The 25741-nt window shown below is 43.8% G+C and carries 23 protein-coding genes; 4 read left to right on the forward strand and 19 right to left on the reverse strand.

Features of this window, described 5'->3' with window-relative positions; all coding sequences use genetic code 11:
• A complete protein-coding gene (locus BJR36_RS20555; RefSeq protein WP_091232545.1) occupies positions 1-192 on the reverse strand; it encodes a hypothetical protein in 192 nt (63 codons plus the stop codon).
• Positions 193-311: 119 nt separating this feature from the next.
• On the reverse strand, positions 312-773 hold the full coding sequence (locus tag BJR36_RS08070) for a hypothetical protein (protein WP_091232547.1): 462 nt from the start codon (positions 771-773) through the stop codon (positions 312-314).
• Between the two features lie 37 nt (positions 774-810).
• Between BJR36_RS08070 and BJR36_RS08075 the strand changes: the two genes are divergently transcribed.
• Positions 811-1899, forward strand: coding sequence for a serine/threonine protein kinase (locus BJR36_RS08075; RefSeq protein ID WP_091232550.1), 1089 nt, complete (start codon positions 811-813; stop codon positions 1897-1899).
• A gap of 78 nt (positions 1900-1977) precedes the next feature.
• Here the strand turns inward: BJR36_RS08075 and BJR36_RS08080 are convergent, their stop codons facing one another.
• From BJR36_RS08080 to BJR36_RS08145, 15 genes are all read right to left on the reverse strand, one after another.
• Entirely contained in the window at positions 1978-2928 is a 951-nt protein-coding gene (locus BJR36_RS08080; RefSeq protein ID WP_242875500.1) for a PHP domain-containing protein, read from the reverse strand.
• Between the two features lie 140 nt (positions 2929-3068).
• Positions 3069-3971: an MBL fold metallo-hydrolase gene (locus BJR36_RS08085; protein WP_091232553.1), complete on the reverse strand. Its 903-nt coding sequence runs from the start codon at positions 3969-3971 to the stop codon at positions 3069-3071.
• 90 nt (positions 3972-4061) lie between these two features.
• Positions 4062-4904, reverse strand: coding sequence for a nitroreductase family protein (locus tag BJR36_RS08090; protein WP_091232556.1), 843 nt, complete (start codon positions 4902-4904; stop codon positions 4062-4064).
• 115 nt (positions 4905-5019) lie between these two features.
• Positions 5020-5544 carry a zinc-binding dehydrogenase gene (locus tag BJR36_RS08095; protein ID WP_091232558.1) on the reverse strand — a complete coding sequence of 175 codons (525 nt, stop codon included), beginning with the start codon at positions 5542-5544 and terminating at the stop codon, positions 5020-5022.
• 64 nt (positions 5545-5608) lie between these two features.
• Positions 5609-6547, reverse strand: coding sequence for a zinc-ribbon domain-containing protein (locus BJR36_RS08100; protein WP_091232560.1), 939 nt, complete (start codon positions 6545-6547; stop codon positions 5609-5611).
• A gap of 26 nt (positions 6548-6573) precedes the next feature.
• Positions 6574-7773, reverse strand: coding sequence for a zinc ribbon domain-containing protein (locus BJR36_RS08105; protein WP_091232563.1), 1200 nt, complete (start codon positions 7771-7773; stop codon positions 6574-6576).
• The gene (locus tag BJR36_RS08110) at positions 7766-12646 is read right to left on the reverse strand and encodes a hypothetical protein (protein ID WP_091232565.1); all 4881 of its coding nucleotides are present in this window, start codon (positions 12644-12646) and stop codon (positions 7766-7768) included. The genes BJR36_RS08105 and BJR36_RS08110 overlap by 8 nt, the downstream gene beginning before the upstream one ends.
• Positions 12647-12801: 155 nt before the next feature.
• The gene (locus BJR36_RS08115) at positions 12802-13407 is read right to left on the reverse strand and encodes a lactate utilization protein (RefSeq protein WP_091232567.1); all 606 of its coding nucleotides are present in this window, start codon (positions 13405-13407) and stop codon (positions 12802-12804) included.
• 117 nt (positions 13408-13524) lie between these two features.
• Positions 13525-14817 (reverse strand): DUF2254 domain-containing protein, encoded by a 1293-nt coding sequence (locus BJR36_RS08120; protein ID WP_091232570.1) that lies wholly within the window; start codon positions 14815-14817, stop codon positions 13525-13527.
• Between the two features lie 99 nt (positions 14818-14916).
• Positions 14917-16131 carry a DUF438 domain-containing protein gene (locus tag BJR36_RS08125; RefSeq protein WP_091232571.1) on the reverse strand — a complete coding sequence of 405 codons (1215 nt, stop codon included), beginning with the start codon at positions 16129-16131 and terminating at the stop codon, positions 14917-14919.
• A gap of 11 nt (positions 16132-16142) precedes the next feature.
• On the reverse strand, positions 16143-16370 hold the full coding sequence (locus BJR36_RS08130) for a DUF1858 domain-containing protein (protein ID WP_091232574.1): 228 nt from the start codon (positions 16368-16370) through the stop codon (positions 16143-16145).
• A gap of 197 nt (positions 16371-16567) precedes the next feature.
• On the reverse strand, positions 16568-17272 hold the full coding sequence (locus BJR36_RS08135) for an alpha/beta fold hydrolase (RefSeq protein ID WP_242875501.1): 705 nt from the start codon (positions 17270-17272) through the stop codon (positions 16568-16570).
• A gap of 112 nt (positions 17273-17384) precedes the next feature.
• Entirely contained in the window at positions 17385-18350 is a 966-nt protein-coding gene (locus tag BJR36_RS08140; RefSeq protein ID WP_091232578.1) for a YbgA family protein, read from the reverse strand.
• Positions 18351-18375: 25 nt separating this feature from the next.
• Positions 18376-18576, reverse strand: a complete 201-nt coding sequence (locus tag BJR36_RS20255) for a class III extradiol ring-cleavage dioxygenase family protein (protein WP_169823630.1) — start codon at positions 18574-18576, stop codon at positions 18376-18378.
• 57 nt (positions 18577-18633) lie between these two features.
• Complete coding sequence (locus tag BJR36_RS08145) at positions 18634-19578, reverse strand: LysR family transcriptional regulator (RefSeq protein WP_091232581.1); 945 nt, start codon at positions 19576-19578, stop codon at positions 18634-18636.
• A 432-nt stretch (positions 19579-20010) separates the two neighbouring features.
• Between BJR36_RS08145 and BJR36_RS08150 the strand changes: the two genes are divergently transcribed.
• The 3 genes from BJR36_RS08150 to BJR36_RS08160 are packed head-to-tail and all read left to right on the forward strand — an operon-like array spanning position 20011 to position 22739.
• Positions 20011-21285, forward strand: coding sequence for an SLC13 family permease (locus BJR36_RS08150; RefSeq protein ID WP_169823631.1), 1275 nt, complete (start codon positions 20011-20013; stop codon positions 21283-21285).
• A 36-nt stretch (positions 21286-21321) separates the two neighbouring features.
• The gene (locus BJR36_RS08155; RefSeq protein ID WP_091232583.1) at positions 21322-22167 is read left to right on the forward strand and encodes a fumarate hydratase; all 846 of its coding nucleotides are present in this window, start codon (positions 21322-21324) and stop codon (positions 22165-22167) included.
• A 17-nt stretch (positions 22168-22184) separates the two neighbouring features.
• On the forward strand, positions 22185-22739 hold the full coding sequence (locus tag BJR36_RS08160; protein WP_242875502.1) for a FumA C-terminus/TtdB family hydratase beta subunit: 555 nt from the start codon (positions 22185-22187) through the stop codon (positions 22737-22739).
• Positions 22740-23013: 274 nt separating this feature from the next.
• Here the strand turns inward: BJR36_RS08160 and BJR36_RS08165 are convergent, their stop codons facing one another.
• Positions 23014-23886 (reverse strand): sugar phosphate isomerase/epimerase family protein, encoded by an 873-nt coding sequence (locus BJR36_RS08165; RefSeq protein WP_091232589.1) that lies wholly within the window; start codon positions 23884-23886, stop codon positions 23014-23016.
• 93 nt (positions 23887-23979) lie between these two features.
• On the reverse strand, positions 23980-25728 hold the full coding sequence (locus BJR36_RS08170; protein WP_091232591.1) for a family 43 glycosylhydrolase: 1749 nt from the start codon (positions 25726-25728) through the stop codon (positions 23980-23982).
• Positions 25729-25741 lie beyond the last annotated feature (13 nt).

The raw sequence follows: 25741 nt of genomic DNA on the forward strand, positions 1-25741 counted from the left end.
TTAATTTTTTATAAATAAAACAGCAACTGCCTCAGTTTGAAATCCAACTGCAATATAGCACAAATCAAATTTCCCTTCAGCGCCAGGTGTAACCTGAAGAAGTTCCATAGCGAACAAGAAAAAACGCCATAAGAAAATACTTCCGTGACTTGCTGCATTATTCCCCCCCCAACAATAATCAAATTCGAACACAAACCTTCTAAAAACCCTATTTTTTGTTTGATTTATATATTTATATAATATTAGCGCTTTTTAGTATTATAACAAATTATGCAAAAAACAGTTGCCCCCTTTATGGTGGGAATTTCAAACTAATCCTGCAAACCACTGGTCCTTAATGGATCAAGACCGTGCTTTTTCAGCAATCCATTCACATCTATGATACTTCCCGGTCTTTCATTAAAAATAATCATCAAAAGTGCATCCCTCGGTATTTTTACATATAATTGCTGCATTTCATATTTTTTTAGCGCTTTCTGAGTTTCCTCAAGGGTAAACTCTGCCGCATAACAAATTCTCAGAATGATATCCCTCTGCTTTGTATGCTTTTCTCCAGACAAAAGTTTATATCCATATCTTTCTGGAATGTCCGCCTTCAAAAAGACAATTTGCTGCGTCAGCCCTCTGGACCTGAACAAATCTTTGACATATGTATTAAATGCAGATTTTTCGTCAATTAAACTCCCCTTATTATTTTTGTAAAACGATTCAAAGTCCCTGGAATGGGTGCTTCCCAGGACACTCTCAAGTTCTTGTGTATTTTTTTCACTCATAAAAGTCTCCTATCTGATATAATAAACTCATCTATTTGTGAAAGGATTTGATTTATTGGATTTCTCAAAACGATTATCCATATCATACTATAAAAGTATAGCAACCCTGAATGATGAACATAAAGTATATTTAGTACAACATCAGGAATCCCAAAAAATATTTGTAAAAAAATTTCTTAATGTGTATAATGCCGACATTTATCAACACCTGCAAACCACTCCGATTGTGGGAATTCCGCAAATCATAGAAATGTATGAAGACGATCATTCTCTTCAAATTATTGAAGAATATATCTCTGGTGAAACATTGCAAGATAAGATCGATGCCCGCTCTTTAGCGCAAAGTGACATAACTCACTATATTAACGAACTTTGTATTATATTAAACAAACTTCACAGCCTGAATCCGCCAATCATACATAGAGACATAAAACCGTCAAATATCATAATAACATCATATAATCATGTTGTTCTTTTGGATTTTAATGCAGCCAAATATTTTACAATCGAAAAGTCATCTGATACTGTTCTGCTAGGTACAAAAGGATATGCTGCTCCTGAACAATATGGTTTTGGCTCTTCATCACAGCAAACGGATATCTATGCAATTGGTGTATTGCTGAAGGAACTTGCATACTCATTAAAAACACCAACCCATGAATTCGATGATATAATTTCAAAATGTACGCAGATTAATCCGGCAGACAGATTCAAGTCAGTTTCAGAACTTCAGACAAAACTTTCCACTGAACAAACCAATGACAATGCGGGTTTTCTAAAAATCGAATCATGGAAATCTCTTATTCCACCCGGATTTCGCACGCATACTCCCTGGCGTATGATTTTAGCAACCATAGGATATCTGCTGATCTTTTGGCTTTGTTTAACATTAGAAACAGAAGATGTTACGGGTATTGGTCTTTGGATCGAGAGAATCTTTTGTTTATCTATATTTTTGTCTGTTGTGTTTTCCAGCAGCAACTACTTAAATATTCAAAAGATAATACCATTGTGCCAGCACAAAAACCATATTATACATTTTATTGGAATAATAATACTCAATGTAATGTTTATTTCTGTATTGATGTTTTCTATGGTCATTCTTTTAGGATTCTTTCATATTTAGATTATAGCATTAGCAGCATATTTATGTTGCCACCATTATGGTGGCAAAAAATTGGTACCTGACACCATAAACTGGAGTTTATGGTGTCAGGTACCTTAATTTATCGTTGGAATAGAAATATTCTTCCGTTATCCCGCATTCCCCAATATACCTCGCATTTCTCACGCCTTTTTTATGATCTGCGTGATAATCCGATCCTCCTGACAGAACAGCGACCCTGTCTGCGTATTTCTCCTGGATTTCTGTGGCTAATTCACCTTTGCTTTTTGTTCCATCATAGCTGGTTTTGTCGTACGTGTAGGAAGCCTCTATACCGTCGAGTCCTTTTTCAATCAGACAGTCTATATATTCATCTCTCGTCACCCGGATTCCCTTCAAAATCGGATTATCGCAAATCAGATACGGATGTGCCAGAATGACGATTCCCCCGCACCTGTGCACTTCCTTTATGATTACTGCCGGATCGGGCTTTTTTCTTTTAACCTGGTACTCTGGCCGGCTCTTAATCAGCATTTTTGCATCTTTCCAGTCATTGGAAAATCCCTTCCCTGCCATTAATTCAAATATCATCTTTTTCTGAACCCGCTCTTCCTTGACCGGGCTTCCGTTATGTTCAAGCACTTCTTGCCAGAAAATGCAGATTCCGTCAGCATTTAATTTTTCAACCAGTTTTTTGTAGCTCTCTATTTTGGATTTCGCCATATCCTGCTCAAATTCACGAAAAAAGACATCCTTCCAATCGCATCCGAAACATAAAAGATGGACATCCTCTATTTCAGTCTCACAGGATATCTCCATCCCTCTGATCAAAATCAGATTTTTTTCCTTTGCATATTGGACAATATCCATCTCTTTTCCATCAACTTCAATCGTTTCCGGCGGAATCACATCATGGTCCGTTATGGCAACAATCTTCATTCCCGCCTCAACTGCATGATCAATGAATTCCCGGGGCGTATCTGAGCCATCTGACCTTATGGTATGTCCATGCAGATCGCACGGAAAATTAGGTATATTATTCTTATTCAATAGAGTCTCCCTCCTTGCCATTTGTCTGATTGTATAATGATCGCCACCGGATATGCCCCATGAATGCAGCCTTTTCAAGCATTCATGCCTCATTTTCAACTTCAGACATGTTCAGTGCAGGTCAAAAAGCGCCTGAAAAATCATAGCTTCCGGATCCGCCTATACTTAAGGAACCCGTCCTCTATATTCGCCTCGACAGCTCCTGTTTCATTCAGATACTCGATGAACGACCTTAACATCCTCTCGATTACTGCGTATCTGTGGGTGGTCTGCACACGTATATGAAAAACAATCATAATCTCTTTCATGATTTCTTCCATTGTCATACTGCCTTTTATGACATCACAGACCTTTTCCGCCCTTAACTTGTAAAAATTTATGTTGTCAGTGATCAGATCCGTTATGTCATCGAAAACCCCTTTATGGGATACGATATATTTGCTGCACTTCAACTCGTGAAGCTTTTCCTTGCTTTTCAGATCCTCTCTGAGTATAAATGCATAAGGCATTTTAGCGCCATTCATGACTTCATAGCCGATCAGACAATCGCCAAGATATGCCACATCATCGGGGGTTATAATGCATATATGAGACGGACTATGTCCCGGCGTGTGGCGGATTTTAAATTTAATGCCGCAAACATATATTTTCGTCTGTTCATCGGTAATCATGATATCCGTTTCACACACCATATGCCCGAAATGCTCTGCTACATCAGTCAGGTTCTGGTTGCTGTAATATACCTTCAGGTTCACCTCCGATGCGCAGACATGGGCGCAATAAGATGACATTGCAATCGTCGAATTGTATTTCTGTTTGAAATATGCATTATTTCCCACGTGATCGATATGGGAATGGCTGCAGATGATCCCGGATACTTTGTAATGATTGGCTTCCAGAAGCGCTTCTATTCCCGCCCTCTCGCCTTCCGCCCATCCTGTATCCAGCATGATGATTTCCTCATCATTGACCTTATAAAAAGGCAATGTTGACATACCGGTATCAATATAAAATGTATTTCCTCTGATATGCTTTATCTCCATTTTATTTCCTCCTTATATTGGTATCCGCGCATTGATACCCCGCATTTGGTACCTGACACCATAAACTGCAGTTTATGGTGTCAGGTACTCTTATTTTTCTACTTTCCACGATATTATATAATTTGTATTTTCTGAAATATCTATTTTTATATCTTCCAATTTTTCAAATCGTCCTGCTAATCCATGTTCTAAGGCTGTCTGATGGAAATGGCTTAAAGCAATACCAAGATCCACTTTTTTAATCATTTTTTCATCTTCGCTTGCATTCCTTTTGTGTGTCTCAAAAAAATGATATGAGCCTTGTTTTTTTACTACTCTCCATGGTTGTGCATTGGTAGCAGACGGTGCCAGTCGAAGCATCTCCAATGGATCAACATATTCATTAGCGTCTTTCCTTGAAAGTGTATTTCCAAAAGAATCCTGAAAGAAAATTTCCTCCCATGGCTTCCTTTTATCCGACTTCATTGCTTTTCTCATCAGGCTTTCTGTAATGCTCTTTTTAACGGTTGCATATCCAATCGGTGAAATTGCCGGAAAAAGTTCATCTTCTTGTATATCCATAGCTTTTTCGAATTGCTGTCTACTAAAAGTAGCGGCAAGCCATACGGTGGCAAGTCCCATATTAGTAGCAATCAGCACAAGATTTTCAAACTGATAGCCGGCTGCCACAAGTCCTAACTCTGTTTTATCAGTCGTTACACCTAAGAATGTATTGGCACCCTTTATCACCCCGTAGGTGCCTAGCTTTTCTCCATTCGATACTGTATCTTTTTCAATAAGATGAACTCGAACATTTTTTCCAAATGGATTCGTTAACCGGCTTATCTCATTCACTAATTTTTCTTTGTCAATTTTCGAAAGTCGTTTTGAATCATACGTTCTTGTACTAACTCTCTTTTTAATCGTTTCCTCTATAGGAATATTTATCTTCATTCTTCTGCCTCACTTTTTTTAATGGTTGTGTCTTAATGCTCTAAATAGTTATATACTTCATATATTTATCATTAATTAGAAATTCGAACTTGTACCGATTCAAGAAATTCGTTTCTTAAAATTTAATGACAACTTTCCCTTTTGTATGTCCTTGTGCAACGAGATTCAGTGCTTTATTAATGTCTTCAATACGAAATTCTGTCGGGTCTACAACAGGTACAATCTCATTATCTTCAATGATTTTCTTAAGCTTTTCTAATTGTGCTCCGTCACTTCGAACAAAAATGAAGCGATATTGAACACCTTTTTTCTTCGCTTTATTATCATATTTAGCCCCAGCAACAGCAAAGAGCTTTTGTTTCCAACCTGGAAATCCATGATCTGCTGCAAAACGCTTGTTAGGACCAGTCCGCAGAGAAAGAAGCCTGCCTCCCTGTTTAAGAATCGAAAGTTCATGATCAAATTCGTCAGGTCCCAGCGTATCAATCACATAATCTATGTTGTTAAGCAGCTCCCAATAATTTTCAGTTGTATAGTCGATATATTGATCTGCACCTATCTCGATTGTTTGCTCGCATGCCTGCGGATTTCCACTGACAATCACCTTAAGTCCCATTGCTTTAGCAATAGGAATGGCCATTTGTCCAAAGAATTTTGGTACCTGACACCATAAACTGCGAGTTTATGGTGTCAGGTACCTTTTTTTACTTTTCGATAACCCTTACATTTTTCGGGCAATTCTTCAAAATATATTCCTTCACAAACTGGAACTCTTCCTTCGTTGCGTAAATCTGATTTCGTGCCATGGATTCGTTGAGATAAATCGTATTCCTTCCCGGGCATATTTTGATGGATTTTACCTTCTTGAAGCTTGTGTAGAGGCTTTGTCTGGAGGCTGCCAAAAGACCTGCGCCTCCGGCAGAAAGGCTGCCTGCGGAAACACCTGTTAAAGCCGTAAGAAAGCCCAGAGCCTGTGCCTTTTTGTACTGTTTCTCCAGCTGAATGTGGTTGATTCCCTTTGCATCCATTTTAAACAATACGTAGTACCTGCCTCCGTACAGGATGCCCAGAAAAACATATGCCACAATCGTCAACCCTGTTATTAAGATAATGCCGTAGCCGATCATGGCAAACAGCAGTTTAAAGGCTTCTTCCACTCCCTCTTCCAAAGTCAGGAAAAACATGAGCAGCGCTGGAAACGCCAGGGAAATCAGCATCACTTTATAGACGGTAATGAATACGGAGGGATTCTTCCAGAGGGAAAATTCATACATCCAATTGTAGGTGCCTGCTTCCTCCACGATGTGGCCCTGAACATGCTGATCCTGTTCTCCTGCCGCCTCTGTCTTTTCCTGTTTCTTTACAGTTTCCCGAGCCCCTGTCCCATGTTCCGCAGTTCTTTCCTGAAATGCATATTCCTGTTCTGCAGCTCTTTCCCGAACCGCAGGTTCCTGTTCTGCAGCTCTTTCCCGAACCGCAGGTTCCTGTTCCGCAGCTCTTTCCTGAACCGCAGATTCCTGTTCTGTAGCTCTTTCCCGAACCTCAGGCTCTTTTTCCACAGCCTTTCCATTTACAGGCTGACCGCAGTTTTCACAAAATGCGGCATCCTCTTCCATTTTATGTCCACAGTTTTCACAAAACATATCTCGCCCTCCTATGTTTTCCCGTTTTATCCGATTTTATTTCCGCATCTTTTACAGAATTTCGCACCCTCATTCAATTTCCCTCCACAATATTTGCAGAATTTAGGGGTAGTTCTTTCTTCCTTATTTTCGTCGGATTTCCCGGCAGCCTTGCTAATTCCGGTTTCCTCAAGAAATCCGGCTTCTTCACTAATTCCGGCAGCCTCGCTAATCCCGGCAGCCTCGCTAATCCCGGCCGCCTTGCTAATCCCAACCGCCTCGCTAATCCCGGCCGCTGCAGTCGCTTCCGGCGGCGCCTCGCCGGGTGCAATCATGGTTCCTATCATTCCCTTCAGCTCCTCATGCTCCAGGGACATCATGCATCCATTGTCCGCAGCATCCAAGTACCACAAATAATGCTCTGTCCTCATAAATGCCATGGAAAGATAGTTCAGTACTCCTTCGTGATAAAAAACGCTCCTGATGCCGATCATGGCCTTGCGGCTGGCCAGTTCCTGAAAAAAGACCTCTCCCCGTTCGTCTATGTCGACTTTGCCGTTTTGGAACCGGATGATACCAAGCCGGTTAAGCTCGCTGAGGGCTTTGGTGAAATCCACGGGCTTTGATTCCCAGCGAAGCTCTGCCATAAAAGGGGCAAGCCATCTCAAATCACCTGATTTGACCGCGTTTTCACATTCCCTTCCCAGGCTTTCTCCGGTGATTTCAAAATCATTTTTAGAGGGATCAAGCATATTCTCAAGCCTTGCACGCCTGATGCTGTCGGCAATGGACAGCATGGCAATCAACGCATCTGCCGAAAGCTCCTGTTTTATCTTTGACGGAGTTCCCGTCTCACCAAGATAGGAAGCCAGGAGCTCTATGATCTCTGTCTGGGTCATAGGCATCACCTTCAGGTTTCCTTCTTCTTCCCCGCAGAACACGGCATCCTCTTCGCCAGTAAGGACATTTGTAAAAAGCATGCTGTCATCCTGAAACAGCGCTATGATCCCCGAAAAGTTACGAGGATTGAGAATGACCGGGAGGATCTTTTTCCAGCCCTCTTCCGGGAGAATCGTTTTCCAGTCTTCTTCCGGCAGGATCGTTTCCCCACCCTCCTCCGGCATTTTCCTTTCCCTGCTTTCGGAGAGTCCGAAAAAACCTGCAAGCCGGTTTGCTTTTATTCCCAGCACATCTCCTGCCCCGGAAACAGCATTTTTAGGAATGCTGAATGTTGGTCTGTTATTCATTCTTTAACCCTCCCACAATTAATCTGTTGATAAATTCTGTCTCATCGGCGCAAAGCTTTAAAATGCTTTCCGTATTCGTGCCCATTTCATTCAGTACGGCTTCCGCCTCCGCAGGACTGATCTTTCCCGGCCCATGGCCGATCTGTTTCAAAACGGACATGCCCTCTGCCAGTTTTTCCGGAATAACCACCCGTGTGGTGCCTGCCCTGGTATTGATTGCCTTTACCTGGTAAACCAGCTGGCTGTCGAACTGCTTTGTGGATTGCCTGATCCCCTCTGCCACGTCGCCTTCTGCATTGATTATATCCCCATCATCAGCCTTCTTAGCGCCTCTTTCTAACCACTCATCTGATTTATAGGAAATTGTCTTGCTTACAGCCTCAGGATCTGAATATTCCCTTACTGTACCATCGTTTTTCAAAGCCTGCTGCAGGTCTCCTGGAATACCATAAGCATCCGGACTCCTTGCATCCACTACCGTGTAGTCCATATCATCGGCAAATTTTTTGACAGCCTCATGGTCGATTGTGCCATCTTTTTTCAGCGGCAATTCCCCGTTGTTCCAGGCCTTATATGCCTCTTCATTCTGGATCATGCGCACCTCGGATGCAGGTAGATCCTTCGAAATGACCGTACCGTCCTTCATCCTGATTTCCACCCGGTATGTCTGGTCCAGATCGATGCTGATTTTTTCTCCACCTTTCTTTTCCAGTCCATTTGCATCAACATCGCTTTCCGAAAATGTTCTCGGTGCCTCCCCGCTTGGAGTTCCGAAATCACGCTTACCTGCAACGCCTGCTATGTCACCGACTCCTCCGGTATCCATGGAATTCGTAGCCTGTACATTGCTTACATTTTTAGGGTCAAATCCCAATTTCAGCGCTACACGCTCACTTGTGTTGAGTGATATGACCGCATCCTTTTTCACCTTATAATCATTAAAGCCCTGACGCGTGTCATTTCCCACCAGTTCCTTTTCATTCATTACCTTTTGGGCATGCTTGTTCTTTTGCACATCTCTGACCGCATTTTCAAATTCTTTCTTCAGTTCCGGGGAATCGGGATTGCCTGCCAGTTCTTTTCGTGCATTCTCAAGCCTTTCAACCTTTTCGATTCCTATTCTGCCGCCCTCTTCGTGGGCTGCCTGTCTGGCTGCCAGTTCCGGATCTTCCGATGCCTTGCTTCTGAATTTATTGATTTTTTCTGCTGCCGTTTCTTTTGATTTATTCAGACTGTTATCTATTTCCTTTGATACTTTTTTATATGCATCCGTATCTTTTACCATCTTTGGGGTGCCTTCAGTCTTCTTTGCAAGATCCTCTGCCCCCGGAGCCGCCTGTTTTGCAGTATCATCCACGCTTCCTGCCACCTGCTTCCCGGCACTGTCCACGCTTCCTGCCGCCTGCTTCCCGGCACTGTCCACGCTTCCTGCCACCTGCTTCCCGGCACTTTCCACGCTTCCTGCCGCCTGCTTCCCGGCACTTTCCACGCTTCCTGCCGCCTGCTTCCCGGCACTTTCCACGCTTCCTGCCGCCTGCTTCCCGGCACTGTCCACGCTTCCTGCCGCCTGCTTCCCGGCACTGTCCACGCTTCCTGCCACCTGCTTCCCGGCACTTTCCACGCTTCCTGCCGCCTGCTTCCCGGCACTGTCAGCACCCTTTGCACCTGCATCCCTTAATTTTGCAGCTGCAGCATTTACTGCCTTTGCTGCGACTGCAGATTCTCCTGACTCTTTACCCAGCTGTCTGATTACCTTAGGCACATCCCCAATGTTTGCATTCAGCACTTTGCCTGCCGCTTCGCCTGAATCGACAATCCCGTCAACGATATATTTGCCGGCTTTTGATTTAGACAGTACCTGTCCTGTTTTCGATGCAGCCATTCCAATGCCTTTTAATCCCAGGCCAAAGGTCCTTCCGATCGCTTCTCCGACAAGGGTTTTTGTAATCGCCTGCTGAGCGCCTTCCTTCCAGTCCTTTCCGCCTTTATCCACATAATCCTTCATCACATAGCCGGCCTGTGCAATTTCCAGGCCTGCCTCGGCAACTGCGGCAGCAGCAGCTGATATGGCCGCACGTGCAACCAGGCTTCCCGTTAGAAGCCCAACAGCGACTTTAAGTCCGATCGCTTTCCAGCTGTCGCCTCTGGCAATTTCCTCGCCTGTATTCGCCATTCCCTGCTTAAAGATTTCCCATTCGTTTTCTGCCTTCGGAAGGCCGCTGCTTCCGGCAATATCTCCTCTTGTCCATTTGCCGTATGTATGTCTGAAACGCTCCAGGTCCTTTTGGTTAAAGGATCCTGTTGCTTTCTTCTGCTGATGAAGCTGGTCAAGCTTTGCAGCCATGGCTGCAGCTATCTCATCGCCTTCTTCCCCTTTTTCACCGAGGCTCTTTTTCATATCGTTCATCCGTTTTTCAAGTTCCAGCTCGTTCCCGGCCTGGCTGAGTTTTTGGTTGTCTTCCCGCTGCTCATTTTTCGCCTGTTCTGCCTTCTCATAGTCCTGGCGCAGCACGCCGGCATTTTCTGCCCGGGAAGCGATATGTCCGGTCAGTTCTTCCTCCGTGTAATCCGCCCCTGTCAGGGGATTTGTATATAATCCTGTCTTTCGGTTGATTACATAAAGGCTTTCCTCTCCCGTTACCGGATCCCTCACGACCAGGTCATCCTCTTCATTCCTTTTTATATATCCTCCGGATCCGCCCCCGGGGCCTCCGCCGAACCCGCCTGCTGCAGCTGCAGCTGCGGCCGCTCCCGCAATGGCTGAAAGGGCTGACAGGGCACTGATTACGCCCGTTTCTTCCCCGCTGGCATGTTCATCCCAGTCTCCGCCGATCTCGATATCGGCTCCCCAGGCTGTTTGATCTCCGGTACCTTCTTCTTCCTCTTCCGATTCCGGCGGCAATACGCCCCCGCTCTTCCATTCATAGAGGTATGCAATGACAGGTATTTCCCAAATCCTTCCCTGGGATGTGTCATAGGGCTCATGCACGCCAAATGCCAGCTCGAGGGTCATCATTTCTCCCGGTGTCTGCCCCGGCGGTATGGACGACTGAAGAAATCCGTCTGCATTCTCGAACCAGATTTGCTGAAGTCCTGCTCCAAATGGATACGCCATTAAATCACTGTCATTTTCCCTGGTACTGAAGCTCTCGCTTCTTGTGCCTGGCAGAAATCCGGCACATGCCAGACCGCCTTCAAACTCCCTGCTGCTGTTGTTTCCGCTGTCATAAAAAGTACCCTCTTCACTTACCGATATGCGCAGGGTGTCGAATGCCTTCAGTTGAGACGGCGGCTCTCCGAAGCTTGCCGTCAGGTCATTTATGAACTCGCCTTCGGAATATGCCCTCGTTCTGATATAAGTGATCGTATTTCCCGTGACGCTTATATCCATCTCGTCAACCAGATCATTTCCCGTCCACTGGCCGGTAAATTTTTCAGCTGTACTGACGCTGCTGTCGACCTGCCTGATTATATATGTCTCTGTTCCCTTCAGCTCCCAGATTCCGGACACCTGGCCGCTTCCGCCTTCATCTTCCGTTCTCTTCACGCGGTCGACCCTGGCAAAGATCTGGGTCGCACTGCTTGCCTGGCTCTCACCTAAAACATCTCCATATGCGAAGGGGATATTGATTTCCATATAGAATTTTCCAGGCTCAAGGTACTGTTCATACAGATAATTTGCTGCTCCCAGATGGCCTGACGAAAAATAACATTTCTGGTAGTCTTTGTATGTCCCCTCTTCCGTCTCATCATTTGTCCAGCTGTTGTTTGCAGCATAGGACGTGGAGGAATCCGCATACCAGCCATCCTCCTCCATGTGAAGGCTTACTGTGCTGTCAAAACTGAATTCCGAAAACGCTGCATTCACATTAAATACGCCGCTTTCTCCGTTTTCCGCCACGACTTGCTGGTTATCAAGCCGCAGGGACTCCTCGAAGTTTCTTGCACCCACTGCCACAAGGGTCAGTTCCATGGATGCCGGCGGATCTGCGCTGACTGCATTCGCAAGCTCCATATAGCTTGAAAGGGTATCCCCCGGAATCCCATACGCTTCCTGCGGAGTAAGCCACTCGTCGGAATCAGGAGACGATGACGCAGATACCGGAAGTGCCGCACTCAGAACCAGCAGCATGGCAGTCACGGCTGCAGCTGCCCGCTTCCTTCCGATCATGAAAGCCAGGGCGAGCATCAACATGACGGCTCCGACGATGTAGCAAAGGATGCCGCTGAATTTTAAGGATGATAAAACGCCGATCAAAAATCCGGCTATCATTCCCTTGATCACCTTTCCTGCTCTGTTCCTTGTCATACGCCCCCTGGTGAAGGAGCATATGAATCCGATCAGAAATCCGTTCTTCCTTTTAAGCGCACGCACACAGGCTGCCACTGCAGTCACCCCGATCACGCTGTTTTCAAGGGCGGCATTTCCCGTCAGAAAATTATAGACAATCAGCGCAATGCCGGTTCCCGCCAGCGAAAGCACAAATTCTCCTTTTATCTTCGGCTCTTTCTCAACATTGGCTTTTTTCTTTTTCCCTGTGAGCGCAGAGAAAATGAGGGTGTTGATAAACCATGCATAGATTCCTTTTCCGATAATTCCACCCACGGCACCTATAAGTCCGGCGTACATCCCACCCTGGGCGAACGTGAAGAAGCTGGCATAAGCAACCGCCACAGAAGACGGCATCAGGATCTTCAGATAGGACAGCACGGTCTGCAGGACCGAAATAAATATCGTAATCATTAACATTTTCGGTTTTTTTATAAGTGCGCCGAGTCCTGAAATTGCATTCTTGAAACTTGCGGCCGTGAATCTTATGGGTCCCATTGCAGGGTCTGGTATATTGATTTTCTTATTGCTGTTTTCTCTCATAATCCTCCTGCTGCCCCAAAATGACGGACAGCGAATCCTTTCTTGCTCTAGTGCACTGATACGTTGGGGTCATTAGCTTAAGTGTCAATGTGTCAGCACACCAGTCTGTTTATATGGTTCAAAACGGTATTGCTATAAGGTCTGTCAGTACAACATCAAAAGCCTAACTGTTCATTTATCAAAACAACTTCCATTTCAATCCCATGCATTTTATTAAAATGAATCATCATGCCATTACAGATCCGCTCTGGACTGGAACAATCATAGCAGCGGTCTCCTCTTTTTGCACAAGGGGTTTTCAGTCCTAATCTCATGGCATTTTGGGGCGCCGCGATATTCCGCACCCGCCAGACAGCCTCTTCAAGGGTGGGAACCAGTTTGTTGGTTCCGCAGACAAAAAAAACCTTTTCATGGCCGAACAAAGATCCAGCTATGCGATTGCCGGTGCCATCCATGTTCACGATCTCGCCGTTTTCTGACAAAGCATTCATTGACGTAAGATAGACTTCCGTTGTTAAGCATTGCTTTGCAGTATCCATGAAGTCCGTCTCAGCCGCACAATTTTGCGGATCCAAAACTTCGTTATGAGAAGACAGCCTTTCAAACAGCTTCATGCTTAATAAAGTCGTCGAATCACCAAACCCAACGGATTTCTGATCAATGATACGATTCAGATATGCAGCAGCATCTTCCGCATTTTCAAAACAAGAAACTTTGTAGCCTTTCTGTCTTAGGTTTTTTATGGTTCTTTCTATATCCATTTTTATATCCTCCATAGCAGCTTTCACTTTATGCGTCTTATCATTGATATTAACACACCAGACTATACGTTTCAAATTCAAAGATTCCGAAACTGCACCGGCGTATACAGCGTAAAATCATGAAAGCCTTGTTGCTTCCCTGATGCTGTCCATTTTTTCCTTTATCAGATCTGTATCCATTTTATGCTCGTATTCAGATATACAAACGGAATAAATGTACTCCGCAAATTCTTTCACAACCCTCTGATTATATATGGATGCTGTTCTTTTAATGATTTCCAGCGCCTCGAATAGCGCTAAGACAACTGATATATCCGCTTTGCCATAATGAATAATCTGGTAGAATGTGTAATAAAGATCTTTTCGAAAATCTACACTTTCATAAATAATCGCGGCTTTCGATTCATCAGATTTTATAACGGTATAACAGCCGTCAATTCCAGCCATTTTCCCCAGCAACACCCCAAGCATCCTTATACAGCGGATCGCCGTGTAAGGATCATTTATCCCTGGCGAAATCGCCCTCAATGATATCTCAATGATTTTCTGAAGCGAAAATTTATAATCATTAAACGCATATCTTTCATCTCCCACAGTAAAACAATCTGATAATTGGCTGATGAAATCCTCATCAATTTCGCCCTGACGATAATATAAGACTCCAATTTTCTGATTTTCCGACAGGAAATCTCCTATGCCCGTATGTATAAAAATTTTATATTCAAACTCTTTAATCAGGTTCCAAATCAAATCTAAGTCAATTAAATCCAGGTAACCGGTTTTTTTTGAAAATAGCTCGATTTTCAGATCATTCTGGTCAAAACTGTACTGCCTGCTCCGTTCCTTGTCCTTTTGTAATGAAATCGTGTTCTCTATGGTTTGCTTTGATTCATCATATAATCTTTCAATTAATTTATTGGCTTGTATCGATGATGACACGGTGTATACAAACACAACAAAATAGATCATGCAAAGGATGGAATAGATTACACCAACAGCTGCACAAATCACCTGGTAATCCAAATCTGTATTTCTCAAAAACAGCAAATTCGTGATGCAGTAAAAAAAACCTCCCACATATATGCCCAGAACTTTCATCGTTATTTTATTTGTCAGAAAGTTTTCCACAACACGAGGCGAAAATTGAGAGGAATACATTGTCAACACAACCAGAATTGTAGAAAAGGTAAATGTTGTGATTGTCAAAAGAACGCCAGACAGCATTCCCAGAATCTGTCTCGCCAAATCCACAGTAGTAAACAATATAGCAGGAATATACGATTGAACTGGCAGTATTCTATGATCTATCAGAATAATAAGAATCGACAAGAATAAGGCGACGACAAAATACCCGCTTAAAATAACCCATATCTTTTTATTTTTATACAGCATGATTATTTTTTGGATCATAACTTTACGCTGCCCCCTTTATAATTATGATTTCTATTTCAAAATTAAATTTTAGTAAGAAAAAACCGCTGACTTCTCAACGGCTTTTTCAATTCTGCTCTATTCAGATAACAATCTCTTTTCTCCAGTAATCCCCTGTATCGGCCTGATATCCTGCGTCACTTCCAAAACGCCGAGGTACTCGCCCTTTTCATTCCGAACAGCATAATATCTGATCAGGATATACTTTTCTCCTGCATGGATCCAAAAATCTTCCTGATCTTTCCTGCCGGCTTTAAAGTCTTCCACAATATGCTCCACAACGTGTACACTTGCTGGCGGATGGCAATTTGATACGTTTCGTCCGATAATCGCTTTCGTTCTCGGGAACGCTCTTTCCTTGCCTTCCGAAAAATATTTGACCACATCATCTTTATTGACATAGGTGATATCAAAAGGAAGCGTATTCAGCATGCAGGTCAGTTCTTCTGTATTGAATATTCCCGACGGCAGCTTGATAAACCCTGGTGCTTCCTTTGCTTCAATGGTTTCAGCCTGTGTGAAGTCTGCATTAGGTGCAGGATTCCAAACCGGAATATTCTCAATCAGGTAACCGATTTCCCCACTTTCATCTGCAATGATTTTCCACTCATCCTGGGTCAGATTTTCCATCAGCATCGGAATCATGATGTTTTCTTCTTTGAAGATCATTTCTTCAACCTTGGTGAGAGCCTCCTCCAGCTTTGCCGCGGCCTGCTCTGCATCACGGCTTCCGCCTTCGAACAGTCCTCTCGCTTCCTTTATGGCTGCCCGTATCTCATCATCCACTCCCCACATGACTTTAGGGGGCGCGGTTATCCCATACTTTTCCATATAAGGAAACAGCAGATTCTCTTTCTTCTGATAATGTATGCCTATTTTCCCAAGGCTTTCAATCCCGGAGCAGATTTCACTGATGCCTGCTTCGCTATGGATCAGATTGAGCTTGCTACGTATCTCGTCTTTTATGATTCTCTCGATCTCTCTGTTTTCAAGCTTCAGTACGTTTAACGGATGGCCCGGAATCAGGGATGGATCAGCCGGCTGATGGATTTCCTCAATGGAACCTTTAAAAACGGAAGCATGAACATCGCAGAGTTTCTGAATTTCTTCCACTGGAAGCCCTTCTGCAATTAACGCCCCTTCCGCTTCCGAAATTTCAGAGGCGGATACGCCTTCAAAAGCTTCTTCAAACTGGTTTTTCACTTCATCTGCTGTCTTTCCCTCATGAAGCTGTTTGATAATGTCTTTTATTGCTTTCTGCCTTAGTTCCCTGTTGTTAATCAATTCACTCATCCAGTCTCCTCCTATTCTTCTATTCGGAATCCTCTTTCCTGCAGCGCATTCTTAATGAGATCCAGACTGATTTTTTTTATGGATGCGCCTTTTGGTATTGTCATGAATCGTCCCGCTGTCTGCATCATGCCCGGTTTGACAATGTCGTGGAAGCCCATCTCCTTTAAAATGTCTGTGACTTCCGGATATTCCATGCATATCTCATATACGGTGTGGTTTAGGTTGATTTTTTTATCCATAGGCTTCTGCTCCTTGCCACTACATTTTCTTATATTATAATATATTTGTCTGTTAATTCAAACATTAATCTTGTTTTGTCCGGCTTTTTTATATCTGGTTTTAGATGTCCCACTTCATATGGCACCGTTCTGCATTCACTCTGGATATTTTTTCACCAGTAAACGTGTTTTCTGCAATCTTTCTATGACAGACCTATTCACTGTTTCCTGTCTGCCAAAAATTTTCCAATCGCTTCAACGGTGATGTTCTGTTGTTCTTCACTTGAAATCGTTGCGTCTGGATCGCCCTTCTGCTTTCCGTAATTTCCGAACTGGGCATGGTTTCCGCCTTCTATCACAACGATATTCTCAGTGTAGTTTATCTTCTCCTCCACGCTTGTATTGAATGTTCCGTAAACTGTCAGCGCATTTTCCTCCGGGTAATCGCCATAAATATAAGCCCCCAGCAAAATCTGCCCCTTTACCTTTTCCTGGTGCTTCGAGGCATAGTCACTGGCCATTGCGCCGCCCATGGAGTGGCCTCCTATATACCAGTTCCTGATTTCGGGAAACTGATTGATGATTTCGTCGGCGGCATTCTTATCGAAAATAGCCATATTAAATGGCATTTCAACCAGGATGCAGGTGATCCCGCAGCTCTCCCTGATTTTTTCAAGAAGCGGCAGATAAGCCAGATATTCCACCTTGGCGCCCGGATAAAAAATCAGCGCAGTGTCACTGGATACTGGGGAAGACAGAACTACCAGGTTATCCTGAATATGCAAATCCGAATCACTTTGCATAACTGCAATCGCTGTATCATCTGCTCTGTAATAATCAGATGCATAGATCAAAAAAGCACCGCCCAATAAAATAATAAGTGCTGTTATGGCGATCAAGGCTATTCTAAGATGCTTTTTCACAGGTCTCCTCCTTTTTATATTGGCCCCTTATATTGGTACCTGACACCATAAACAAAAGTTTATGGTGTCAGGTACCTAGTCACTTAGTCACTGGTGTCAGGTACCAATATATCTATTTCCCAGAATCACCAATATCCAGCAGTTCTTCCGGGTATGCCGCCCATATCGTCTGGTCCAGCAGATAGTCATGATCATACTTAATGACATAGGTCCTTAACAGATTCAAAACCACGCTCATATGGATTTTTTCTTCTTTATACTTTTGAAATCTGTCCAAAACAAATGCTTTTTCTTTGCTGGTCAGCGTGTCCGAAAAATATCCGAATATATGCAGGAATGCATTCACATAATTATTCCGGCTCGGTAATTTCGCAAATGCCAGGCCCAGATGAAGTTCATATTTCTCAATGATTTCCTTAAATGGCTTCTTTTCATGGTTCGCAGCTATTTTGCCCAGAATTCTTGATTCGGTCTGGTTATACGCGAGAAGCAGATATTTATGGTCGGCATGAAACTTTACCAGCTCCTTCATGGAGTTTGAATCTTTTACCTTCTGGAATCTGAAGAAGGTGTATAATTTTGTTAAAAAATGCTCTCTTATGGCATAATTCGTAAGGCGTCCTTCCTCCTCGATTGGGAGATATGGGTAATGCTTCATCGCATGGGACGCAAACAAACCTGCCCCTTTCATGGATGCTGACGATTTTTCTTTGCCCAGATATATTTTCACGTCTTTGATTCCACAGGATGGCGATCTTCCCTTTAATATGAATCCATTGATCCGGTCTGCAGATTCAAAAAAATCGCTTGCATACTGATTCATTTCCTGCGTATATAGTTTCCCGGTGGCTGGCTGATATAGTTCTATTTTCCCCTGTTCCGTTACAAGCCTCACGGGATCCCTCGGGATTCCCAGGCCAATCTCCACTTCCGGGCAGACTGTAATAAAATTTACATGCTCCTTTAATCCCTGCACAAAATCGCTCTCAATTACATCGCCGTTGTATCTGCATTTGCTAAATCCCAGGCACCTGCTCACCACAACTGTAGGTTTGTTTTCATCTCGAAGATCTGACATAGGAATCTCCCCTTTCGAATTGTTGTCAAGCCTCAAACAAATAGCTTGTCATTGATATTGCTCCCAGGGTACAGGAATCGGTGAAGATCGTCAGCCTGTCATCCGGACGTGAGGCACCGAGCACATAAAGCAGAGGGTAAAAATGTTCCGTTGTGAAAAATGCCTGTCTGGACACTTCTCCTGCTGGCTGATAATCAATGACACACCTATTGGTACCTGACACCATTAAATGCAGTTTATGGTGTCAGGTACCAAAGTGGCAGGTACCACCGTGGTAATAGTGTCAAGTCCCATAGTATGTTTTCACCATCTCCATAAACTTACAGGCAGCTTTTGACAAATATCCCTTTTTATTCATGACAAATTGAAAATCCCTGATTGTTAGTGGAGAATCCAATTTGAAATAGACAGCATCCGGTTCCCTGCTTTTTTCGATAATGAACTCCGTTGCAAAGGTGGCACCCAGACCGCTGACAGCAAGATGGTAGGCTGTCACCAGCTGCTGTATTTCCAAAGTAACATTTGGCGTCACATTGTTTTCCTGATATATTTCGAGAGCCCGTGCGCGCAGATTATTTCCGGAAGTCAGCAATAATAACGGGATATCGCCCCAATAGGAAGGAGGCAGATAATCATATTTTTCAGCGCGAAATTCACCGCTTATAATCTGATCACGTGATAATCCTACCGGGGGAAGCTTGTATTTTTTGGTATAAGAATTGGGCATTGCAAGGAATAAATTATCATAAAATACATGACCGTATGTTGTCAGCGGGGGCTTCACTTCATCGCATTTCAAACAGATATCAATAGTACCATCCAGCAATTTAGCATCCAATTGATTCGACCCATATTCGATAAGCTGAATATTTATATTCGGATATTGAGTGGTATATTGTAGAAGAACGGGTGCCAGGATATAGGAAAAGATATATTGCGTCCCCCCGATTGTCAAGTTTCCGCTTTCTAAATTACGGATATCATTAATCTGTTCTTCCAGTTCTTTTTCCAACTGACGTATTTCGTAATATTTTTGTATGTAGGCCTCTCCGACAGGCGTTAATTTGAGCGGACGTTTGCTGCGGTCAAAAATAGAATCGCCTAACATTTCTTCGGTACGCTGGACCGCCATACTAAGTGCAGATTGCGATAAGAACAGCTTTTCGGCTGCCCTGGAAAAACTTCCTTCTTCATAGATTGTATGAATATATTTCATTTCATGCTGCATTCCATTCCTCCTCAAGACGGTGCATTGGATAATTCGATTTCCATTATATTTTATAGTTTGTAGCTATTCACACTCCCTGTCTCGCGAGGTGTTTTTATGCTGAATTTGCATAAAAACCCGAGACATGCGTGCGCCAAATTGCGGATTTTGCAATTTGTGTGAATCATCTGTGACTATGAAGGGCGTAGTCCTGAATTGTTACTATAGTTTCATTATACGTGTTTGAAATTTGAAATCAAGGAAATTGCCCATCGCAATCATTATCAATATTATTGATGGCAATATAAATTTAATCAAATTGACTTATACTGTGCAATGTGTATAATTAGAGTCAAGAAGTCGAGAAAATTATAGCAATTATTACAATTGCTGCCCGGGAGATTTTGACGGCAACTGAAACAATTAAAAATCGATATTTTAAGGAGGATACTTATGTCACCAGCTATTATTACCCTGATCATTCTGGTAGTAGCAATTGCTTTGTTTGTCAGCGACAAATTACCGATGGGTCTTATTGCTTTTATGGTGCCGATTGCCCTTTATTTTACAGGCGTTATCGAAGTAGAAGAAATTTTTTCATCTATCGTAAATGCCAATGTAATTTTGATTGTGGCAATGTGCGTTCTGGGCGCAGCATTTTTCAAGACCGGACTGGCTTATAACACAAGTCAGATGCTGCTCAAGTATACAAAAACAGAAAAAGGACTGATGGTGGTTGTTTTTCTGGTCGGTGGTATTATGTCCGGCTTCGTTTCCAACAGCGGTACTGTTGCAGTGCTCCTGCCTATCGTTATGGGAATTGCAGTGGGCAGTAATATCAAACCGATTAAATTGTTAATGCCCCTTGTTTTTGGTGCGACAGTCGGAGCAGATATTTCTATTATCGGTTCACCAGGAAATTTAGTTGCAAAAAGTACAATTGAAGAACTTAGTAAGGGTACCATGTCTATTGCCTTTTTTGAACCTGCTAAAATAGGTATTCCTTTACTGGCTGCAACAGCAATATTCCTGTACTTTTTCGGTTCCAAGCTGATTCCTGACCGCGAAGCCGGTTCACTGAGTTCTGGCTCAGACGAAAATGATTACAGTGACATCCCCTCATGGCACCGTACTTTGACGCTAATCGTATTTGTACTTGCAATTACTGGAATGGTTTTAGCTGATTATATCAGTTTTCTTCCACCGATGCATATCACTGCTTCCTGTGCCGCTATCGTAATCGTGCTTGCAGGAGTATTGACACAAAAAGAAGCATTTGCATCATTTGAGACATTAACGGTATTCATGCTGGCATTTATGATGCCATTGGGAAATGCTTTGAATAATACCGGAGGCGGGAAAATGATTGCCGATGCAGTGATCAAGCTTACCGGAAATTCGGGAGTTATGATTGTAATGGCTTCTCTGTGGCTGCTCACATGGGCCCTGACACAGGTGATGAGCAATACTGCAGCATGTACGCTTTTATGTCCCGTCGGCTGGACTATTGCCGAATCAATCGGCGCAGATCCAAGGGCGGTAGTAATAGCAGTATTTATCGCGAGCAGCATAGCAGTTTGTACACCAATGGCGATACCGGCGAATTCCATGATCATTGGACCAGGAAATGTGAAATTCAAGGATTTCCTGAAACCTGGACTTGCCGTAAGTGCAGTTTGTTTTGTAGTTAGTATGATATTGCTTCCGATTTTTTATCCATTTTATTAAAGATCGGAATCAAAAAAATTTTCAGGAGGAATAATTATGACAAGAAATATGGATACAAGTGAAGTGATAGAGGTTATTGCTGATTTATGCAAAAAAGCATGTTACGAACTAAATGATAACTTAATAGATGCATTGAAGAAAGCGTATACTCAGGAAGAGTCTCCTTACGGAAAAGATACGCTTGATCTTCTGATAAAAAATGCAGAATATGCGAAACAGGAGCAGATTGCCTGCTGCCATGATACAGGAACAGCGGTTGTAATAATGGAAATCGGCCAGGAAATATCCTGGAGCGGAATGCCGCTGGTTGAAGCTGTATATGCAGGTGTGCGTAAAGGCTATGAAGAGGGATATCTCCGTAAATCAATGGTTCGTGATCCGCTCGACCGTGTGAATACTGGTGATAATACCCCATGTGTATTTCATCCCGAGATCGTACCTGGAGATAAAGTGCATATTACCGTGATGCCAAAAGGCGGCGGCAGTGAAAATATGGGTGCATTTACAACCTTAGTACCTGCAGTGGGTGAAGAAGGGGTAAAAGACTTTATTATGAAGACAGTTGAGTATGCCGGCGGAATGACCTGCCCTCCAATTATTGTTGGAGTAGGTGTTGGCGGTACCATGGATAAGTGTGCATGGCTTGCAAAAAAAGCACTCTTAAGACCAATTGGAGAGAGAAATCCAGTTCCTCATTATGCCCGCATGGAAGAAGAACTGCTGGAGAAAATCAATGATTTAGGGATCGGACCGCTTGGTATGGGAGGCAGGACCACCGCACTGGATGTTCATATTGAATATTTCCCATGTCATATTACAGCATTACCAGTTGCCGTCAATCTGCAGTGCCATGCCAGCCGACACGCATCAGCAGAAATATAAGAAGGGAGGAAAAGACAATGAATAAGATTATTCAACTGCACACACCTTTGACAAAAGAGGATATTAAGGATTTGAATATTGGAGATGTACTGGAGTTAACAGGTACAATTTATACAGCTCGTGATGCAGCCCATAAGAGGATGCAGACAGCACTCGCAGAGGGAAAGCCGCAGCCAGTCGATTTCAAAGATCAGCTGATTTTCTATGCCGGACCATGTCCGACGAAACCGGGACGTACAATGGGTTCGATAGCGCCAACGACCAGCATGCGGATGGATAGCTTTGTGGAAATGACCTTTCAGCTGGGAATGTTAGGGATGATTGGAAAGGGCGACAGGTCTGATTTTGTGCCTGAACTTTGCAAAAAGTATGGAGGGGTATATCTGTTAAGCATTGGAGGTGCATCTGCAATGATCTCTAACCAGGTAAAAACCTGTGATGTCGTTGCATATGAAGACCTTGGAACAGAATCAATCAAAAGGCTGCAAGTGGAAAAGCTCCGTCTGATTGTTGGAATCGACAGCAAGGGACGTGTATTTCAGTCAGAACAGATCCAGAAGTATAAGCGTTAATAAATGAAAGATAAATCATGAATATTAGTGTTTGCTTGATGCGAAATCGTTTGTTAATGTGAATCCAATTTCTGCCAAAGCATAAAGTAACGTTTAATATAAATGGTTTCAGGCAGAAAAACGGATAAGACAGTATGCTATTATGCTGGCTTATCCGTTTTTTGGTACCCTATTTATGGTACCTAATACCATTATGTTTATGGTACCTGACACCATTAAATTCCAGTTTATGGTACCTGACACCATTAAATTTTTTTTTTGGTACCTGACACCATTAAATTTTGTTTATGGTGTCAGGTACCTTTTTTTGGCGTAGCCACCCGGCGCTCATCTCCAGGCTCTTCACAGGAGAATTACCGATCCAGTTCCGGTGGCTCTCCAGTATGACAGCGTCTACATTCACTGATTCAGCCTGTTGAAAAAGGGCATCCAGATTCATGTTTCCAGTTCCCAGTTCCATGCTGTCCATCTTTATGATTGGTGTCATAGAGGAACCGCTCATACGGGTCCCCCGGTCATTGATATGCCAAAGTTTCATTCTGCTGCCAAGCTTTTTCATCCATAGCAGGGGATCCGCCCCGCCTTCTGCAAACCAGTAGCTGTCGAATTCAAAATTGACGTATTCAGGGTCTGTTTCCGAAAGCAGAATATCATAAGCCGTCTGGCCAGCATTTACTTTTCGCAGCTCGCAGTTATGGTTGTGATATAAAAGGCTGACTCCCTCAGCGGATAATGCTTTTCCTGCCTGATTAAGGCGCTTTGCGAGCTCGTGCATCGAGGCTTCGTCACCATAATCAAACCGGTACATTCCTGTAATGACAATGTATGTTGCGCCGAAACTTCTGGCTTCTGCAGCAGCCGCATGGGGATTACGCTCAATGCTTCCTAAATCGCTGTGGAGGCTGATCACCTGGAGTCCAGACTCTTTTATCAGCTTATGCCAATCCAGCTTTCCTCCTTTTCCAACAGGCATTCCCGCCGCTCTTGTAAGCGCCTTTACCAGCCAGCCCGCCGGATGGATCATAAAGCTGCAGAGTTCGATACCATTATATCCTGCGTTTTTCACTGCATGCAGAGTGCTTTTTGCCTGCTTTTCATTATTCAATACTGTACCTAACATAAATTGCTGAACTGCTTTCACTGGCATTTTAAATCTCTCCTTAAAACATGGTATTGCGAAGTTTATTCGTGACTATTCAGGACTGCGCCCTTCATAGTCACGGACTACTGAACAGTTAAGTTATTCCACCATAATTACCGCACCCGCGGTCACCCCGCCTGCATTGTAGCTGTCGACAGCAATATAGTAGCATTGGTTTTTATTGATTGTGCTTAGATCCAGCTCATTTTGACCGATTACCTGCCAGCTGCTGTACATCTTGTCCGGGGCAATTCCGTAACGTACCTGATAGCCGTCGGCACCCGCAATCGCCTCCCAGCTGAGCAGGATATTGATTCCGTCATCGCTTCTGGATGCGTTTATGGTTTTGACTCGGGCCGGAGCGGGACTGTTGCTTGTTCCAAATATCCGCAGGCCGCTGATGGCTGGAACGCCGCCAAAAGGAATCATGAAGCTGCTGATTCTGACAAAACGAAGTTCCACTGGTTTTTCTGATGTCCATAAATAATGAGCCCGGTCACTGTTTTCATCATGTGTGTCCAGGAGCATTTCCCAGTTTATGCCATCAGCCGATCCTTCCAGCAAATATGCCGTCCGCTGCGGTTTTGTATAAATAAAACGTCCGCCTGCGCGTGTGAAGACCTGATTATTTGCCGGGATTTGGGTATCTGGCATTTTGTGATCGGCCATGTTTATCTGAATCGCTTCAACGGACTGCTTTTCGCCCAGATCTATTTCATACCAGGGTTCCGGATCGTCTTCCGATGCGGCCCACCAGCTTCTTATATTCTCATCAACTGCCATCTCCGCCGCAAACCCGTCCTGATTGCTTGAGGCCTTTGCCTCTGCCTGATAGGAGAGGAGCTGCATGGCTGGTGCCGCAGCATCCATCAGAATGCTCTCACCTTCAGGCAGGGCAAATGGATAATCGGAAAAATTCTGATTGCAGTGCAGGATTCCATCTTCATCAAAATCACAGGGAAAAAGGCCGATGCGGCGCTCATAGCTTTCATTTTCACTTATATGCATGGTGGAAACATGCCACCAGTTGCCATCCTTGTCCCTGAATGTGCTTCCATGACCAGCTGAGGTAATAAACCCGCCCGGTTTTGAAGAAAACGGATTATGGGGCTGGTAGGAAAAAGGTCCCAGCGGGGCATCGCCAACATATACGCCATCCGCATATACATTGCACTCAGTGCCGGGTGCCGCATACTGCAGGTAGTATTTCCCCTTGTATTTTGTCATGTACGCGCCCTCAATAAACGGCTTGGTTCCGACGTACTGGCGAATCATGCGCTCGTATTCTGTCTTCGGTTCACTCAGCTTATTATTTTCGCCCTTGCGCTCCCAGCCATGCTCAGCTTCATTTTCACCAAACATCGCCTTCTTCTCCCCTATCGGAAGCATGGTCTCACGGTCGATTTCGATCCCCCATAAAGGATCCGTATTCGTACAGCCCCAGTAAAAATAGACCCTTCCGTCCTCATCCTCGAAAATGTCCGGATCCCAGAATTCAAACAGTTCCGTTAATGGAACAAAAGGTTCATTCACAGGATCGCAGCTTTCATATAAGGAGCACGGACTTCCATGGCGCGACGCGCTGAATATGACCCGGCCGGCAACTTCGCGGACATCGGGAGCATAGTCATAGATGGGCAGTTCTGGTGTTTCTTTGAATTTCCACTCGTGCAGATCATCAGAATACCAGAATCCGCCGGACATAGACGCAAATAAGTAATAGGTTTCCTTGAAAAGAACTATGGTCGGATCGGCAGCCTCCCTCGACAGGGAAACGCCGCCCATGGGACTGGTTCGATACTGATATCTATACTCCAGATCAAGTGGATTGCAGATTATTTTATCCATATTCGTTTCCTTT

It is taken from the genome of Anaerobium acetethylicum (genome assembly GCF_900096945.1).
Taxonomy (GTDB): domain Bacteria; phylum Bacillota; class Clostridia; order Lachnospirales; family Lachnospiraceae; genus Anaerobium; species Anaerobium acetethylicum.